Source organism: Streptomyces sp. NPDC018019 (genome assembly GCF_044327805.1).
GTDB lineage: Bacteria > Actinomycetota > Actinomycetes > Streptomycetales > Streptomycetaceae > Streptomyces.
Map to the genome: position 1 here is coordinate 1 of NZ_JBIRGD010000044.1, position 14173 is coordinate 14173.

17 protein-coding genes and 2 pseudogenes are annotated in these 14173 nt (G+C 69.1%); 7 read left to right on the plus strand and 12 right to left on the minus strand.

What is annotated here, in order from left to right:
• Window positions 1–494 precede the first annotated feature (494 nt).
• On the plus strand, window positions 495–758 hold the full coding sequence (locus ACH4FX_RS39955; RefSeq protein ID WP_398486520.1) for a hypothetical protein: 264 nt from the start codon (window positions 495–497) through the stop codon (window positions 756–758).
• A gap of 100 nt (window positions 759–858) precedes the next feature.
• On the opposite strand, the pseudogene ACH4FX_RS39960 reads toward ACH4FX_RS39955, so the two are convergent.
• The 3 genes and pseudogenes from ACH4FX_RS39960 to ACH4FX_RS39970 form a co-directional block, all read right to left on the minus strand.
• A pseudogene (locus ACH4FX_RS39960) lies at window positions 859–1318 on the minus strand (aldo/keto reductase); the annotation flags it as partial.
• A 13-nt stretch (window positions 1319–1331) separates the two neighbouring features.
• Window positions 1332–1775: a hypothetical protein gene (locus tag ACH4FX_RS39965; RefSeq protein ID WP_398486435.1), complete on the minus strand. Its 444-nt coding sequence runs from the start codon at window positions 1773–1775 to the stop codon at window positions 1332–1334.
• Window positions 1772–1894 carry a hypothetical protein gene (locus ACH4FX_RS39970; RefSeq protein ID WP_398486436.1) on the minus strand — a complete coding sequence of 41 codons (123 nt, stop codon included), beginning with the start codon at window positions 1892–1894 and terminating at the stop codon, window positions 1772–1774. Before ACH4FX_RS39970 ends, ACH4FX_RS39965 begins: the two co-directional genes overlap by 4 nt.
• Window positions 1895–2252: 358 nt before the next feature.
• Between ACH4FX_RS39970 and ACH4FX_RS39975 the strand changes: the two genes are divergently transcribed.
• Both ACH4FX_RS39975 and ACH4FX_RS39980 read left to right on the plus strand, forming a co-directional pair.
• Entirely contained in the window at window positions 2253–2768 is a 516-nt protein-coding gene (locus ACH4FX_RS39975) for a hypothetical protein (RefSeq protein WP_398486437.1), read from the plus strand.
• A 635-nt stretch (window positions 2769–3403) separates the two neighbouring features.
• Window positions 3404–3697, plus strand: a pseudogene (locus ACH4FX_RS39980) (MBL fold metallo-hydrolase); the annotation flags it as partial.
• Between the two features lie 48 nt (window positions 3698–3745).
• Here ACH4FX_RS39980 and ACH4FX_RS39985 read toward each other — a convergent pair.
• The gene (locus ACH4FX_RS39985; protein ID WP_398486438.1) at window positions 3746–4948 is read right to left on the minus strand and encodes an erythromycin esterase family protein; all 1203 of its coding nucleotides are present in this window, start codon (window positions 4946–4948) and stop codon (window positions 3746–3748) included.
• A 58-nt stretch (window positions 4949–5006) separates the two neighbouring features.
• Between ACH4FX_RS39985 and ACH4FX_RS39990 the strand changes: the two genes are divergently transcribed.
• Together ACH4FX_RS39990 and ACH4FX_RS39995 are read left to right on the plus strand one after the other, a co-directional pair.
• Complete coding sequence (locus ACH4FX_RS39990) at window positions 5007–5774, plus strand: TioE family transcriptional regulator (protein ID WP_398486439.1); 768 nt, start codon at window positions 5007–5009, stop codon at window positions 5772–5774.
• Between the two features lie 88 nt (window positions 5775–5862).
• Window positions 5863–6438 (plus strand): restriction endonuclease, encoded by a 576-nt coding sequence (locus tag ACH4FX_RS39995; RefSeq protein ID WP_398486440.1) that lies wholly within the window; start codon window positions 5863–5865, stop codon window positions 6436–6438.
• A 127-nt stretch (window positions 6439–6565) separates the two neighbouring features.
• Here ACH4FX_RS39995 and ACH4FX_RS40000 read toward each other — a convergent pair whose 3' ends face one another.
• Both ACH4FX_RS40000 and ACH4FX_RS40005 read right to left on the minus strand, forming a co-directional pair.
• Window positions 6566–6871 carry a MarR family transcriptional regulator gene (locus ACH4FX_RS40000; RefSeq protein ID WP_398486441.1) on the minus strand — a complete coding sequence of 102 codons (306 nt, stop codon included), beginning with the start codon at window positions 6869–6871 and terminating at the stop codon, window positions 6566–6568.
• Window positions 6872–6914: 43 nt separating this feature from the next.
• On the minus strand, window positions 6915–7448 hold the full coding sequence (locus ACH4FX_RS40005) for an STAS domain-containing protein (protein ID WP_398486442.1): 534 nt from the start codon (window positions 7446–7448) through the stop codon (window positions 6915–6917).
• 645 nt (window positions 7449–8093) lie between these two features.
• Here ACH4FX_RS40005 and ACH4FX_RS40010 point away from each other — a divergent pair.
• On the plus strand, window positions 8094–8540 hold the full coding sequence (locus tag ACH4FX_RS40010) for a hypothetical protein (RefSeq protein ID WP_398486443.1): 447 nt from the start codon (window positions 8094–8096) through the stop codon (window positions 8538–8540).
• Window positions 8541–8699: 159 nt separating this feature from the next.
• On the opposite strand, the gene ACH4FX_RS40015 is transcribed toward ACH4FX_RS40010, so the two are convergent.
• Window positions 8700–9134 (minus strand): VOC family protein, encoded by a 435-nt coding sequence (locus tag ACH4FX_RS40015; protein ID WP_398486444.1) that lies wholly within the window; start codon window positions 9132–9134, stop codon window positions 8700–8702.
• Window positions 9135–9418: 284 nt separating this feature from the next.
• On the opposite strand from ACH4FX_RS40015, the gene ACH4FX_RS40020 reads away from it, so the two are divergent.
• Window positions 9419–10198 (plus strand): class I SAM-dependent methyltransferase, encoded by a 780-nt coding sequence (locus ACH4FX_RS40020; protein ID WP_398486445.1) that lies wholly within the window; start codon window positions 9419–9421, stop codon window positions 10196–10198.
• A gap of 88 nt (window positions 10199–10286) precedes the next feature.
• Here ACH4FX_RS40020 and ACH4FX_RS40025 read toward each other — a convergent pair whose 3' ends face one another.
• The 5 genes from ACH4FX_RS40025 to ACH4FX_RS40045 form a co-directional block, all read right to left on the minus strand.
• Window positions 10287–10601: an SCO5918 family protein gene (locus ACH4FX_RS40025; protein WP_398486446.1), complete on the minus strand. Its 315-nt coding sequence runs from the start codon at window positions 10599–10601 to the stop codon at window positions 10287–10289.
• 52 nt (window positions 10602–10653) lie between these two features.
• Window positions 10654–11028, minus strand: a complete 375-nt coding sequence (locus ACH4FX_RS40030) for a CBS domain-containing protein (protein WP_398486447.1) — start codon at window positions 11026–11028, stop codon at window positions 10654–10656.
• Between the two features lie 48 nt (window positions 11029–11076).
• Window positions 11077–12570, minus strand: a complete 1494-nt coding sequence (locus ACH4FX_RS40035; protein ID WP_398486448.1) for a DEAD/DEAH box helicase — start codon at window positions 12568–12570, stop codon at window positions 11077–11079.
• Window positions 12571–13009: 439 nt separating this feature from the next.
• Window positions 13010–13213 carry a cold-shock protein gene (locus ACH4FX_RS40040; RefSeq protein WP_398174744.1) on the minus strand — a complete coding sequence of 68 codons (204 nt, stop codon included), beginning with the start codon at window positions 13211–13213 and terminating at the stop codon, window positions 13010–13012.
• Window positions 13214–13539: 326 nt separating this feature from the next.
• A complete protein-coding gene (locus ACH4FX_RS40045) occupies window positions 13540–13878 on the minus strand; it encodes a MerR family transcriptional regulator (protein ID WP_398486449.1) in 339 nt (112 codons plus the stop codon).
• Window positions 13879–14173 lie beyond the last annotated feature (295 nt).

The window sequence follows — 14173 nt, forward strand, 5'->3', positions numbered from 1 at the left end:
ACTGCAGGGGGGACCCTGTGGGAGAGTAGGACGCCGCCGAACTAATTGTGAATGTGGGAAGCCCCGCACCGTATGGTGCGGGGCTTCCTGCATTTTACGGGTTGTGTGTAGCAACTGCAGTGGCCTCTATGTTGCAGCGCTGGGCATGGCTGTTTCCGATTTGGTGGGGCTGGGGGCGGACCCTTGCTCGGCTCCGAGTGCGGAACGACGCGACTGTGGCCGGCGGAAGACCCCGCGCCAAACGCACTAGTGCACTGGTGGTTGGTTCGGGCCTGGGCGGTGGGAAGAGCGGCGCCTGTTGTGTGTGCGATTTTCTGGTACTCAGCGGAGCATTCCAGGCTGCTTAAGCACTAGTGCGCTGCCGACCGGTTCTCGTTTCTCTTGCTGCTGCAACCTTGCCCGGTTGCCTGTTAACGCTGTATTTTCCGCGTTACGGGCACTCCAGTGCCCGCTTCAGCAGAACGGAACGGCTGAGGAGCCGGACAGGAGACACGATGAAGAAGTCTCGTCGGTACGGTGGCAGTGCGCTCGTCGCCGTAAGTATCAGCGTCATGACCGCCATCGGCGCCACTCCCGCTGTCGCGGGCAACCACGTTCCCAACAAGCCGCCGATGAAGATGAAGGTGAGCGGTCAGACGGCCGCGGGGCAGGGCGACAAGTCGCGGTGCGGTGGAGGGTGTGCTCAGATCGGGGCAGGCGAACGGAGCGACCAAACCTCGTCATCGGTAAGCGGCGGGGCAGTCGACAAGTACAAGTAGTTGAGCGTGGCGCTTCGGGGGCGGCGCGGCATGTGTTTTGTCGTCCCGGGGCGACCGTTGGCGAGAAGGGTATCCCGGTCGGCTTGGCCGTTCGGTCGGCCAGGTTGAACATGTTCTGTACGGAGACGATCGCAGCCACCCGCGTTGCCGTCTCGGTGTCCTCGACGGATACCTCGGACAGTCCGATGTGGCGGACCTTGCCCACTTCCTGCAATTCCTTCAGCACCCCGATCTGCTCCTCGACGGGCACCTTGAGATCGATGCGGTCCAGGCCGAGAAGCCTTGGTCGCGATGACCAGGCCGTCGGGGTAGGGGCGGAGGGCCTTGCGGATGAGGGGTTCCGCGACCGCCGGGCCGTAGGAGCCGGCCGTGTCGATGGAGTTGATGCCGAGTTCCACCGCCCGGCGCATTACCCGTACGGCCTCGCCAGGGTTCTTCGGGCCTCCCCAGACGCTTGGGCCGGTCAGTTGCATCGAGCCGAAGCCGAGGCGGGTGATCGGGAGGTCGTTTCCAACCTGATGGCTGCCCGCTGCCAGGCCGAGCGACTGGGTCGGGTTCACAATGATTCTCCGTTCACATCGAAGTTCTTTGGGCGCCCACGGTTGGGCGCGTCTGTGCCTTCGTGCGCGTGCGTGCTGCCACCAGGGGCGGCGGCCAGGGTCGGCTTCGTGGTGGGGCGGGCCGGTGCCGATGCCAGGCATCCTCGGGCCCGTAGGCGTCATCGATCCCACAGGCAACGGCGGCTCCGAGCGCGCGGCCCTTGTCGTCGACGGTTCCCAGCTGCTGGTCCGCGAACTGAACGCTGTTGCCGTAGACGCCGTCCTGCTCGAGGTGGTCGACGAGCCGGCGCCGTGACCGTTCGGCCTCGTCCCGATCGGTGTCGAGGACCACCTCCCAGTCGGGGCGCTGGACCTGGACCGGCGAGGGCATGGCGTCGCCGAAGGTCACGACCTGCCGGCCGTCGCCGGTGTCGGGGGCTCGGGCGGTGTGGCCGGGGGGCGCCCGGGCAGGGATCATGCACGGATGCTGTCGGCGATCTCGCTTCCGTCGGTGACGATCACCGTCCGTGCGTCCAGGTCGGCCAGGACCGTGCCGGCCTCGGGCGGGATGCTTTCCAGCTCGGCCTGGCCGACCATCCACCGCGCCTTCGTGAACAGGCTCCGCGAGTCGTCCTCGACCGCGTCGGGCCGGGCCCAGCCGGTGTGGTCGCCGTGAAGTGGGTGAAGGCGACCATGTCCAGTTCGGTCGGATCCACGCCGAGGGCCGCCAGGGACCCGGGGCCGCGCCCTGTACGACCTCGCCGACGGCGACGCCCTTCTGTCTGGCCGACGCAGCACGACGGCCAGGCCACGTCGTCCTCGACCCATGCTGCGGCACCAGCATGCTGTTGATCGAGGCAGCACTCGCTCAACCCAGCGCCCAGTTCTAGGACTTCGACCTCGCCAGGGCCGCGCCCACGTCGGCGCGGCCCTGCTGCGCCAGGCGTTTGCTCCCATGACGACTGCCGGGACGACGAGTGACGTCGAAAAGCCGTCGCTCGGTGATCGCCTGCCGTTCCATTCGCTCGTTGGCCTGGTTTCGCCGTTCAGAGGGCGTGGCCGGGTGGGGCGGGGGAAGGCAGCCGTGAATCGTTCGTCGATGGAAGGAAACGGCATGCCGAAGCGGCACTCCCGGCCCTTGTTCTTCGGGTTCATCGCAGCAACCGTCATGGCCGCCGGAGGGACGTTCGCCACGCCGGCGGTGGCTGTACCGAAGGTCAGTGTGCAAGTCAGTGGCTCATCCGTGACCATCACCACGCCCTATCGCGCGCGGGGCTGTTCCGGCGGGACCGCCGGGTACAAACTCAAGGCGCATCAGCAGCAAGGGAAAAGCAGCACCATGGAACGCCGCGGCAAGCGGTTGACCGCCACCTTCACCGGGCTGAAGCCGGGAGCGTACAAAGCTCAGGTGTGGTGCGATGGGGCCAAGCCGTCGGAACCGGGCGTCAGGGATTTCACCATCGGCGGGTGATGCCGGGCCGATTCCCTGATTCCGGTCCAGTAGAAGGTGCACTGGATGACGTCTTCCGACGTCGACAAGCGTAATTCCGTAGATCCATCCGGCCTCTGCGCCGACCCGGCAGCGTCGAGTAGCGCGGCACTCGGATCGCCGCCGCGCGGCTGCACGGCACCGGCGTAGTCACCAGTGACCCCGCACGGCGGCGAACTGGCCGCGGTTGAAGAGTAGAACGGCCATTCTGCTACGGCGAGAATGGGCGTTCTAAGAATGCTCGTTCTCGGGGTCTGCCTGGTATGCCGGGTGGGCTGACCGGTCGAACCGCGAAGCAGTCGAGGTAGGGGGGCGCTGTGCGACTGTGACGTTTGGAGTGGGCCGGTGCTGAGCTCGAACACGCCGGTCGGACGCTGGTCATCGATCTCATCGAGGACGCCTCGCGGCTGTACTCGGACTAGGAGTTCCCCGCGGCCTCCCGCCCCGGGAAAACGGTGGCGGCATCGGTGATGCACTTGCATCCCGACCATGCCGACCAGGTGGCAATCCGCAAAGCGCTCGCCGCCGGCGCGCCGGTGTACCGGCCCGGGCCGGTCGGACCGGATGACGACCGCAAATAAGCCTGCGAGACAGAGCTTTGCTTCTGTGAGCACGGCATCGCGGCCGAGGTGATACGGCCATGGGAGGAGCGCAGCGTCGGCCCGTTCCGTATCGGTGCGGGGCCTTCCGCCGACGAGTCGGGGGACCCGCAGCTCTGCTGGGTCGTCGAGTGTGACGGTCTGCGCGTCTTTCACGGCGGGGACACCATGTTCCACGGCCATTGGTGGTCGATCGCGCGCCGGTTCGGCCCGGTGGACATCGCCTTCGTTCCCATCAACGGCGCGGTGGTCGAACTTCCGCACCTCCAGCCGCCCAGCCCCTTCCATGCCGTCATGCTGCCGGAGGAAGCCGCGGTCGCGGCCCATATTTGGGGTGCCACGCTGCCCGCGAGGTACGCCCTAACTCCGCAGGACATCCTTGACGAACACCATGCCGTCGCTGTCCGCCAGATGGGCCGGGTCGAGCGGGGCGTATCCGAACCAGGGAGATACGCGGGGTGCGGGCCGCTTGTCGCCGAGCGCGGTGGCCAGCCGGGGGGCGTCGATGACGTAATGGTTCTCCGGCAGTGCGTACAGGAGTCCTTCCACGGTGTCCGCCGGCGGAGTGTCCACCCCGTGGTGCCGGATCGTGCCGAGGGCCGTGGCCACGAAGGCGTACTCCTCGCCGAGCCGGGCGTTCACCAGCGCACCGGCGCTCCACCACGCCAGCAGTTCCCCGCCCATCCGCATCGAGCTCTGTTCCCGCTGGAGGTGGGCGTTGTGGGCGTGGACGAGTGCCGGGCCGCGTTCGGCGATGGCGAGGAGGTTGTGGGCCATCATCTGGTCCCGGATGCTGATCAGCCGGGTCATGCGGGCCGGTGAGGTGTCGGCTATCCAGGAGTGGTAGCGCAACAGCCCGGTGGCGGTACGTCCGTACAGGCGGGCCCGGTCCCAGGCGTCCCGCGAGGTCGCCGTGATCAGGTGCGGCGTCTGCTCGTCGAGCAGCGCCACCAGATCGTCGGCGAGCAGCCGCAGCCGACCGGCCTCGGCCGACTGCCCCACGGACCGGGCCGGGGCCAGCATCGCGCCGGGTTGGGTCCACCGGTCGTCGGCGCCCAGCAGCCGGTCGAGCGTCTCCCGGGTGCAGGGGAGCAGGTCCGCGTCCACTTGGGCAGCCAGGTAGCTGTGGAGTGCGGTGAGGGACTGCCGGGGGCTCGCGGCGGCGGTCATCTCCAGCGGGCCGTCGAAACCGGCGAAGTGCAGTTGCTCGGACGCCGGCCGGTCGGCGTTGAAGTCCCTCATCCAGCGGACGAGTTCGCGATTGGCCGCGGAGGTGCCCCAGCCGTGACTGAATCCGCACTCCATGACCTCGTCGAGGGTGCCGGTACCCGTGGTCACGTAGTCGTCCACGACCAGGCCCATCATGCAGTCGCTCTCGATCGCGATCGTCCGGTAGCCCTCCTGCTCGACGAGCTGCCGGAAGAGTCCGTTGCGCAGGTCGAGCAGCATGTCCTCGCCGTGGGTGGGCTCGCCGAGGGCGAGCAGCTGTGGCCGGGTCGGGAGCAGCCCCATGACGGCGGCGGCTTCGACGGCATGGGCGATGTCCTTGATGTCGAATGGCATGCCTTCAACGGTATCGTTGAACCCTCGGTTGAGACTTTTACGCGATATCGGCAGGGCGATGGGACAAGACCTTCAAAACGGGGTGCGGCTCAGGCCGATCGACCTGGCGCGCGGGCACGGACTGTCCACGCAGGCCGTCAGGAACTACGAGGAGGCCGGCATCCTTCCGGCTGCCGCCCGCACACCTCACGGCTACCGCACCTACACTCCGCTGCACGCGCGGGCCCTTCGCGCGTTCCTCGCCCTGGTGCCCGGCCACGGCCATCAGACGGCTACGTCGATCATGCGGGCGGTGAACCAGGACGAGGCCGACGAGGCGTTCCGGCTCATCGACGAGAGTCACGCCCAACTCCTCGAAGACCGCCGCACCCTTCAGGTCGTGGAGAGCGCCATCCGCGACCTGGCGCTGACCCCGGCGCCCGAGGCTGAGCTGACTTCTGAGTCTGAGGTGGCGCCCGGACCCGATGCGGCGGCGACGGCCGGCGGCATGTTCATCGGACCGCTGGCGGGAAAGCTGGGAATTCGCCCCGCGACGCTGCGCAAATGGGAACACGCCGGACTGGTGCGTCCGCGCCGCGATCAGCTGACCGGATACCGCGTGTACGACGAGGCCGACGTACGGGACGCCCGTCTGGTCCACCAGCTCAGGCGGGGCGGCTACCTGCTGGAGCAGATCGCCCCGCTGATCGCCCAGGTACGGGCGGCGGGCGGGCTGGAGCCGTTGGAGGCCGCCCTGCGCGACTGGCACGGCCGTCTGTCCGCCCGCGGTCGCGCGATGCTGGCCGGGGCTGCCGAACTGGACGCCTACCTTCGCGAGCGCGAATAGGGGCAGCCTTCGGTTGCCTGTCGCGGAAGTATCTGAATCCTGGGTGGGGAGGAGGGCGACAGCGCGAGCTTCGTCGAAGGGGGCCGGGATGGTGACGCTGGTGCTGTTGGCGCTGGCAGGTGTGGCGGTGGCCGTGGTCGTCGCGGGGCTGGTACGTGCCGGGCGGCGTGAGGCGCGTGCCGAGCAGATTCGTCGGCAGGAGGAGGAGCGCCACCAGGCCCGCCGGTCGCCGGCGGCGGTGTGGAAGATGAACGGGGCTCAGTTCGAGGAGTACGTGGCCGGACTGTGCCGCCGGGACGGCTGTACCCAGGTGCAGCGGGTCGGCGGCGCCGGCGACCTCGGAGCGGACGTCATCGGTTTCCTGCCCGACGGCAGAAAGCTGGTCATCCAGTGCAAGCGGTACGTCAAACACCGCTCGGTCGGCAGCCGCGACCTGCAAACCTTCAACGGCACCGCCCGCGACGAACACGGCGCCGACGTCCCCGTCTTCGTCGCCTCCTGCGTGTTCACCCAACAGGCGCGCGCCTTCGCCGCCAGGCGTCACGTGGTGCTCATCGACGTCAACCTGCTCGGGTTCTGGCACGGCGGAACGCCGCTGTCCGCCTTCTTGGACCTCGACATCGGCCGGTCCGGGAATCACCGCAAGATCGCAGCCGACGACTGACACGGGGGAGGGGCTGGCCGGGGAGGCACGTCCGAGCGCCGTGCGTGGAGCGAGCTGACCTGGTGGAACGAGGTAGGGCCGGCGGGCGCACCTCCGCCGGACGTACGCGCTGTCCGTCGAGTTCCGATCACCGCGCAGTGCTGGTCCTGCGACCGGTGGCCAGGGCCAGGAGGGCGCGGACGGGCAGGTGGGCCTCGGCCGGGTGCCGGAAGGTTCCGTCCAGGGTCAGGCGGTAACGGGTACGTCGGCCGGTGCGTTCGCGGCGCAGGTAGCCGGCCTGTTCCAGGTCGGCGACGACCGTCTGCACGGCGCGTTCGGTGATGTGACAGGTGTCGGCGAGGGTCCGCAGCCGGGCGGTGGGGTCGCGGACGAGTGCCAGCAGTACGCGGGCGTGGCTGGTCAGAAAGGTCGAGTGCCGGTCTGGATGCGCCATGTCGGTCAGCTGCCTTCTCCGTTCGAAGGTTTCCAGGGCCAGGTCAGGCGGTCGGGGGATCCCGTGGCCGAGGCTCTGCCGGCTCCCGGTACGGCATGGCGCCGCACGAGCCCTGCCAGAGCACCCGGCGCGGGCGCGGGTCTCCTCGGCCGTGGTCGTCCGCGGCGGGCCGCGCCGGTGTGCGGAGGCCTGGTGAGGCTCCCGGGCAGGGGCGCAGTTGCAGGCCGACACCGGTGCGGGTCAGAGCGCGGTCGACCGTTTCGCTGGCGGCCGTCAGCTCCAGGTGCCCCTGCGCGGCGTGTACGGCGCTCCGTATGCCCAGGAGCGTGTACAGGCTGGCGTCGTCACACCAGGTGACTCCGGACAGGTCCAGCCGTAGCCGGCGTTGTCCGGTCTTCAGGTGGGTGACGGTGGCCTCGCACAGCAGGCGCACCGTGCGTACGTCGAGTTCGCCGACGAGCTGCAGTTCCGTGACACCGCCGGCGCCGGGGCGGGGTCGGACAGTCAGCCGGGGATCGGGAGGCTCCACCAGCGCAAGCCGCAGAAGGCGCGTCAGGGAGGGCTGTGGGTGGTGCACGGGCCCTCCAGAGCAGCCGCCGGATGGGCCGATGAGCCCCTTCGACGCCGACCAGACTTCCCGGCACACCCTGCGCCCGCGGGCGCATTGGTGTCACCGTAGCGGCTGATGGTCTGGTGCGGAAGCCGACTCGATCCGCTCGGGCGTCCGGAGCTTCTCGTCCCCGAGCTGCTCGCCGGTTCCCCAGCCACGTCCTGGCAAGAAGGAACTGCGTACGGGGACCGCTGCCCCGTCGGTTCGAAACCCCAGGAAGAAGGCGAACCCCAGCACAACCATTCCCACCGGGCTTTTTTGTGCCCCAAGTGCCCCAGCTGCTCAGGTCCGGGGCTGTCCGCGCCGGTGCGTATTCGGGGCCACCTGCGCGGGGTCCGTCTGGCACCGGGGTACGTGGTACGTCCCCCGCGATACGGCAACCGGCCACCGGCCAGAAGGTCCGAATGGGGGACCTCGGGACGCACCTTCAGGGCTGCTCCGTCTCCTGCACCCCAGAAATCAGGAGACGAAACGCAGCGACCGTTCGATCCGCGCCGTAGTCGGCATGGCGGCATTTGGTGGTGTACGGCGACCGGGCGCGCACCGATGGTGGGACGGCGCCTCAGAGCGCCTCGTCAGTAGCGCCGGCCAACCGAGAAAGGAAGACCGCCCATGGCTCCCGTCCCGGTGAATCCTGGCATCTACAGGATCGACGCCCACATCATCGGCCCCTCCGCCGTGCTGGAGGCCACTGAGTACGCCACCAAGCACGGTGCTCCCGTCATCACCGACCGCCAGCAGGCGTTCGACCCCGAGCAGGAGTGGATCGTCGAGCCCTTCGAGTCCATTCCCGGGTCGCCGTACGTGATCCGCCTCGCCCATCACGAGTCCGCGGGCCTCGTGATTCACGAGGACAAGCTCTACGTCAACGAGGTGCCGCGCTCCGAGTGGGCGAAGTTCACCTTCGAGAAGGTCATCGGCGGCATCAAGATCCTGTCGGACAAGGGCCTGGCCTGGCGTTCCAGCCACCGCGGCGCCCAGATCGTGCTGGTGCCGCCGAAGCCGGAATTCCAGGAGACGTGGACGCTGCACTACGTGAGCCCGATCAACACGATGTGAGCCCGGTCAACGCATAGGAACACGGGCCCATACGGGCGTCCGGGCACGGCTTCCCGGGCGCCCACCGCCTTTCCGAACGCCGAATCAGGCCCGTCGGCCGGCCGGTCACGGGCAGCTTGGAAAGAGGAGCACAGTTCCTTGGCGACTGCCCCCGGATGCTCAGTCGATACAGAACTCGTTGCCCTCGATGTCCAGCATCGGGATGCACGACTCGTTGACGCCATCGGCGTACAGCGTTTGCACGTGTACGGCGCCGAGCGGGACCAGTCGTGCGCATTCGGCTTCAAGTGCGGCGAGGCGTTCTTCACCCACGAGTCCGGTGCCGACCCGCACATCGAGATGCACCCGGTTCTTGGCGGCCTTCCCTTCGGGGACACGCTGGAAGTACAGTCGCGGGCCCACCCCTGAGGGATCTATGCAGGCGAACCATGAATCCCGCTGCTCAGGTGGCTGCGAACGCTTGAAGTCATCCCAGGTGGCAAACCCCTCTGGCGGCGGCGGTACGACGTACCCCAACACCTCGCACCAGAAACGAGCGAGACGCTCGGGTTCTGCGCAGTCGAAGGTGACTTGGAACTTCTTGATCGCTGACATCGATGCACCGTACCAAGGGGACTTGAGAGCTGCCGCCCATTTTCCCAGGGCCCGCCCGCAACTCCGTCGGGCCCTGGCCACCTTGGCCACCACTCGGTGGCGGCCCCACCGATGGCGGAGCGTACGCCGTGCCGTCGGGCCCGCTCCCGTGCGCCCCGTCCCATCGCCTGTCGAAGGCGTGCCACACGCCGGACGGGGATGTCGCCGTGTCACTGTGGCGTCGCCGACGTGCACCGGTGGTGTGCCGGTTGGGCGTGCCACGTCCGGCGAAAGGAGTGCGGGAAGTGGAGTCGGGAAAGGCTGGGCAGCCGGGTACCCCCGGTACGGACGACGACGTCTACCGGGAAGTCTTCGACCGGTTCCTCTCCGGGACGGATGAGAAGGCCACCACCCACCCGTACCTGCGCGGTGTGGTGGACCGACTGCCCGCCCGGCGGGTTCTCCTGGACGTCGGCGCCGGTGACGGCAGGACGACGCGGTATCTCGCCCCGTACTTCGGGCGCACTGTGTGCATCGAGCCGAGCGAGCCGATGCGGCGCGCGCTGGCACGGTCATGCCCGCAGGCAGAGGTGGTGGCCGAACCGGTCTTCGACGCCCAGGTGGACGCGCAGGCCGATCTGGCCCTGCTCTCCCACGTCCTGTACTACATTCCGCGTATCCAGTGGGCGGCGATGGTGGCGCGCATCATGGAGTGGGTGGCGCCGGAGGGTGTCCTGCTCGTGGTGCTGCAGGACCCCGACAGCGACTGCATGCGCATGGTGCATCACTTCACCGGCCGGCGATTCGACGTGCGCGAACTCGTCGGCGAACTGGCCGCCCTCCCGCCCGGCCTGATCGGCCGCACCGAGCTGGACGTCGTCCCCGCTTGTTATCGCGGGCGGGACCTGGAGGAGACCGTCGCGGTCGCCGACTTCCATCTCAGCATTCCCGACGCCCCTCCGCAGCCCCGCGAGGCTGTTGAGGCATATGTGCGGCGGCACTTCGGCGATGGGGACGGCGCGTACGTGTTCCACCACGACCAGCACGTGCTGCGTATCGGACGCCCGGCACGCCCGGCACCGTGAGCACCACTGCCGACCAGTCCCCGAGTACCGCAAGAGCCGGACGCCCCCGGCCGAAGAGTCGGCATGGAGCGCCCGGCTGCGCGTACGGTCAGGCCGACCCGGGCGTGCCGAGCATCGCGGACGCCCTCTGGAACGGGCTGAGGCCGGGTGCGGGCGTGGGTGTGGCGGCGGGGGCGGTGTGGCAGGTGAAGCCCAGGCGGGTCATGGCCCGCAGGACCTCGCCGGCGGTGAAGTCGCGGCGGTCCTGGCGGGTGATCACCTGGCCCACCTGCTTGAGGGGGTACTGACGGCGGCCGATGGTCACGGACTCGCCGGTGACCAGTTCGGGCTGGACGGCCTGCATCGATTGCATGACCCCGGCCTTGGTCAGGTCGAAGGGGAAGCGGGCGATGACACAGCGCATGAGGCCTCGCAGGGAGAAGGAGAAGGGAGGAGAGCGGCGGGGATGAGCCGGTTCAGCGGAGCACGGAGACCGGCACGCGGCCGTGTCCGTCGGCCGGGGGCGGAGCGAAGAGACCGTCGCCGGGGATGTCGCGGAGGCGGGCCTGGTCGGTGTACGCGGAGTCGTCGCGGACGGCGGTGAGCTCGGCCTGGGTGACCACACGGGTGCCCTGACCGTCGTCGTCGCAGATGAGCAGGCGTTTCGTGCGGGCACCGGCCATGACGGACAGGGCCACTTCGACGGTCATGTCGTCCCAGGCCTGCGGCCCGGCGGTGTCCACGGCGTCGAAGGCCACGCTGTCAAAAGCCACGGTGTTGTTGGCCGCGGCTTCCGCGGGGGCGGTTTCGGCGGGGGCCGCGGAACAGGGCCGTATCTGAATCACTGTCACAAAGTGCCTCCTGCAGGGATGGACCGGTGTCCTGTCGACGAACGTCCTTCAGGCCGCCTTGTCGAGGGTCGGCTGCTGCTGGGCGGCTCGGCGGGTCGCCTGCGCGGGGCGGCTGCGCCGGCCGCGCCGGGAGGGCCTGCTGCGCTGCGGGCGTTCGGCGGCCGGGGCGGTGATGGTGACGGGAACGCCGGAGGGGGCCTGGGCACCGGTGATGCGGTGCAGTTCGGCTTCCCCGGAGCGGACCCGGGTGGACTGCGCGGTGATGCCGGCGTCGGCCATCATGCGGTCCATCCCGCGGCGCTGGTTGGGCAGCACCAGGGTGACGACGCTGCCGGAGGCGCCGGCCCGGGCGGTGCGTCCGCCGCGGTGCAGGTAGTCCTTGTGGTCACCGGGCGGATCGACGTTGACGACGAGGTCGAGCTGGTCGACGTGGATGCCGCGGGCGGCGACGTTGGTGGCCACCAGGACCGTGACGTGCCCGCTCTTGAACTGGGCCAGGGTGCGGGTGCGCTGCGGCTGGGACTTGCCGCCGTGCAGGGCGGCGGCCCGGACGCCGCTGCTGAGCAGGTGCTTGGTGAGCTTGTCGACGGCGTGCTTGGTGTCCAGGAACATGATCGACCGGCCTTCGCGGGCGGCGATCTCGGTGGTGGTGGCGTGCTTGTCGGTGCCCTGGACGTGCAGCAGGTGGTGTTCCATCGTGGTGACCGCGCCTGCGGTGGGGTCGACGGAGTGGACCACCGGGTCGGTGAGGTAGCGCCGGACCAGGAGGTCGACGTTGCGGTCCAGGGTGGCGGAGAACAGCATCCGCTGGCCCTCCGGCCGTACCTGGTCGAGCAGGGCGGTGACCTGGGGCATGAAGCCCATGTCGGCCATCTGGTCGGCCTCGTCCAGGACGGTGATGCCGACCTGGTTCAACCGGCAGTCACCGCGCTCGATGAGGTCCTTGAGCCTCCCGGGCGTGGCGATGACGACTTCGGCGCCGCCGCGCAGCGCGCCGGCCTGGCGGCCGATCGACATGCCGCCGACGACGGTCGCCAGTCGCAGCCCGACGGACCGGGCGTACGGGGTGAGGGCGTCGGTGACCTGCTGTGCGAGTTCCCGGGTGGGGACCAGGACGAGCGCGAGCGGCTGGCGGGGCTCCGCGCGCTGTCCGGCGGTACGGGCCAGCAGCGCGAGGCCGAAGGCCAGCGTCTTGCCGGAACCGGTCCGCCCGCGGCCGAGTACGTCACGGCCGGCGAGGGTGTTCGGCAGGGTCGCGCCCTGGATGGGGAACGGTACGCGCATGCCCTGTGCGGTCAGCTCGGCGAGCAGTTGCCGGGGCATGTCGAGCTCGGCGAACGTCTCGGCGGCGGGCAGCGCCGGAGTGACCGTCTTCGGGGGAGCGAACTCGCCCTGCACCGTGGCGGGCCGGCGCTTGGGGCCGGCCGAGCGGTTCGACCCGCGGGAGCGGCCGGCGGCCGACGGGCGGGTGCCGCTGCCCCGGCCGGAGCCGTCGGCGGCGCGGGAGCGGGAAAAACGGTCGTTCGTGCGTGTGCGGTTCATACGGAACCTCCTTGATGCGGCGCGTACCAAGGAAATCCCGCAGCAGACGAGCGGCGCAGGGAATCGCGAGAACGAGCCGAAATGAAAAACAGAATGCAAAACAGGAATACGGGCGGGGCCGACGGAGAAACGAGAGGCCGGCCGCTGGAAGGTGCGGAGCGGCCCGGGTGGAGCGGCGGAACAGGTCCGCATCGGCTCCGCGTCAGCGACCCGTACGGTGCGGGGCCCGGAGCTGAGATGTGATGCCGGTCCGCGATGAGGCCGACCGGGCGACGGGGCCCGCTGATGGGGATCGGCGCAGGGCGACCGCTGAAAACGATGCGTCGCGGTGCTGCGTCGTGCCGGGACCGGGTCCCCCCTTGCGGGGCGAGGGGTTTCCGGTGACGAGCAGGGGCCCGCACCCCGAGGTGCGGGCCCCTGCTCGTACGGAGCGCCGATGTCAGGCGAGAACGATGTTCTCGGCCATCGGGCCCTTCTGGCCCTGTGCGATGTCGAAGCTCACCTTCTGGCCTTCGAGCAGCTCACGGAAGCCCTGGGCGGCGATGTTCGAGTAGTGGGCGAACACGTCGGCGCCGCCACCGTCCTGCTCGATGAAGCCGAAGCCCTTTTCCGCGTTGAACCACTTCACGGTGCCAGATGCCATGTCAATTCTCCTTCGGGGCAGTGTCCGGTATCCGCACTGTGCCGATACCGCGTCGCTGCGATGATTACCCCATTCGGAAAAAAGACCGAGAAAACGAGGTGCACTCACCGGCCGACCGGCCGACGGGGCACCTGGATTTTTGGGAACCACAACTGCAACTGAGATCGACAGTACCACGCCGGAACCGGAACTGAATAGCAAAAAAATCCATTCGGTGCGCCGCGGGAGGTGTTTTCATCGCGCCCTGCCCGCAATTCTCATTTCGCGGCCACAGGTATGGTTTCGGGTCCGGCCGGGGCCGGTTCCCGGGGCGGCGGGGCCAGGCGTCACCCGTCGCCCGAACGGCGGGGCTCGGCAGCCGAGCGCCGCAGCTCTTCGTTGATGCGCTGGGCCTCTTGCAACTGGTCTTCCAGGATGACGATGCGGCAGGCGGCCTCGACGGGGGTGCCCTGGTCGACGAGCTCGCGGGCACGGGCGGCGATCTTCAGCTGGTAGCGGGAGTAGCGGCGGTGCCCGCCCGGTGAGCGCAAGGGGGTGATGAGGCGGGCCTCGCCGATCGCGCGGAGGAAGCCCGGGGTGGTGCCGAGTATTTCGGCGGCCCGGCCCATCGTGTAGGCGGGGTAGTCGTCGTCATCGAGACGGCCGAGGGAGTTTTCTGCGGTCATGTACACCTCTGTCTGGGAACGCGTCGAGGGGCCCTGGCGCCGTACGGCACCAGGGCCCCGAGGATATGAACACCATCTGCCGGCTTACTGCGGTGCCGGGCTCTTCTGTCCGCGCCGCCCTGAGGGGGAGAGGGGCCTGCGCGAGGATCGCGGATGCGGGACCGTGTGACCACCTTCCGTTCCGGGGGTCTGCGGTACCCGGGCCGACCGGTTTCCAGCCCGGGCGATCCTGATGGTGTCTGCCTCCTTCTTTCTTCTCTCCTGCTGGTTGTTCCGATTGCACCTGCGGGTACTG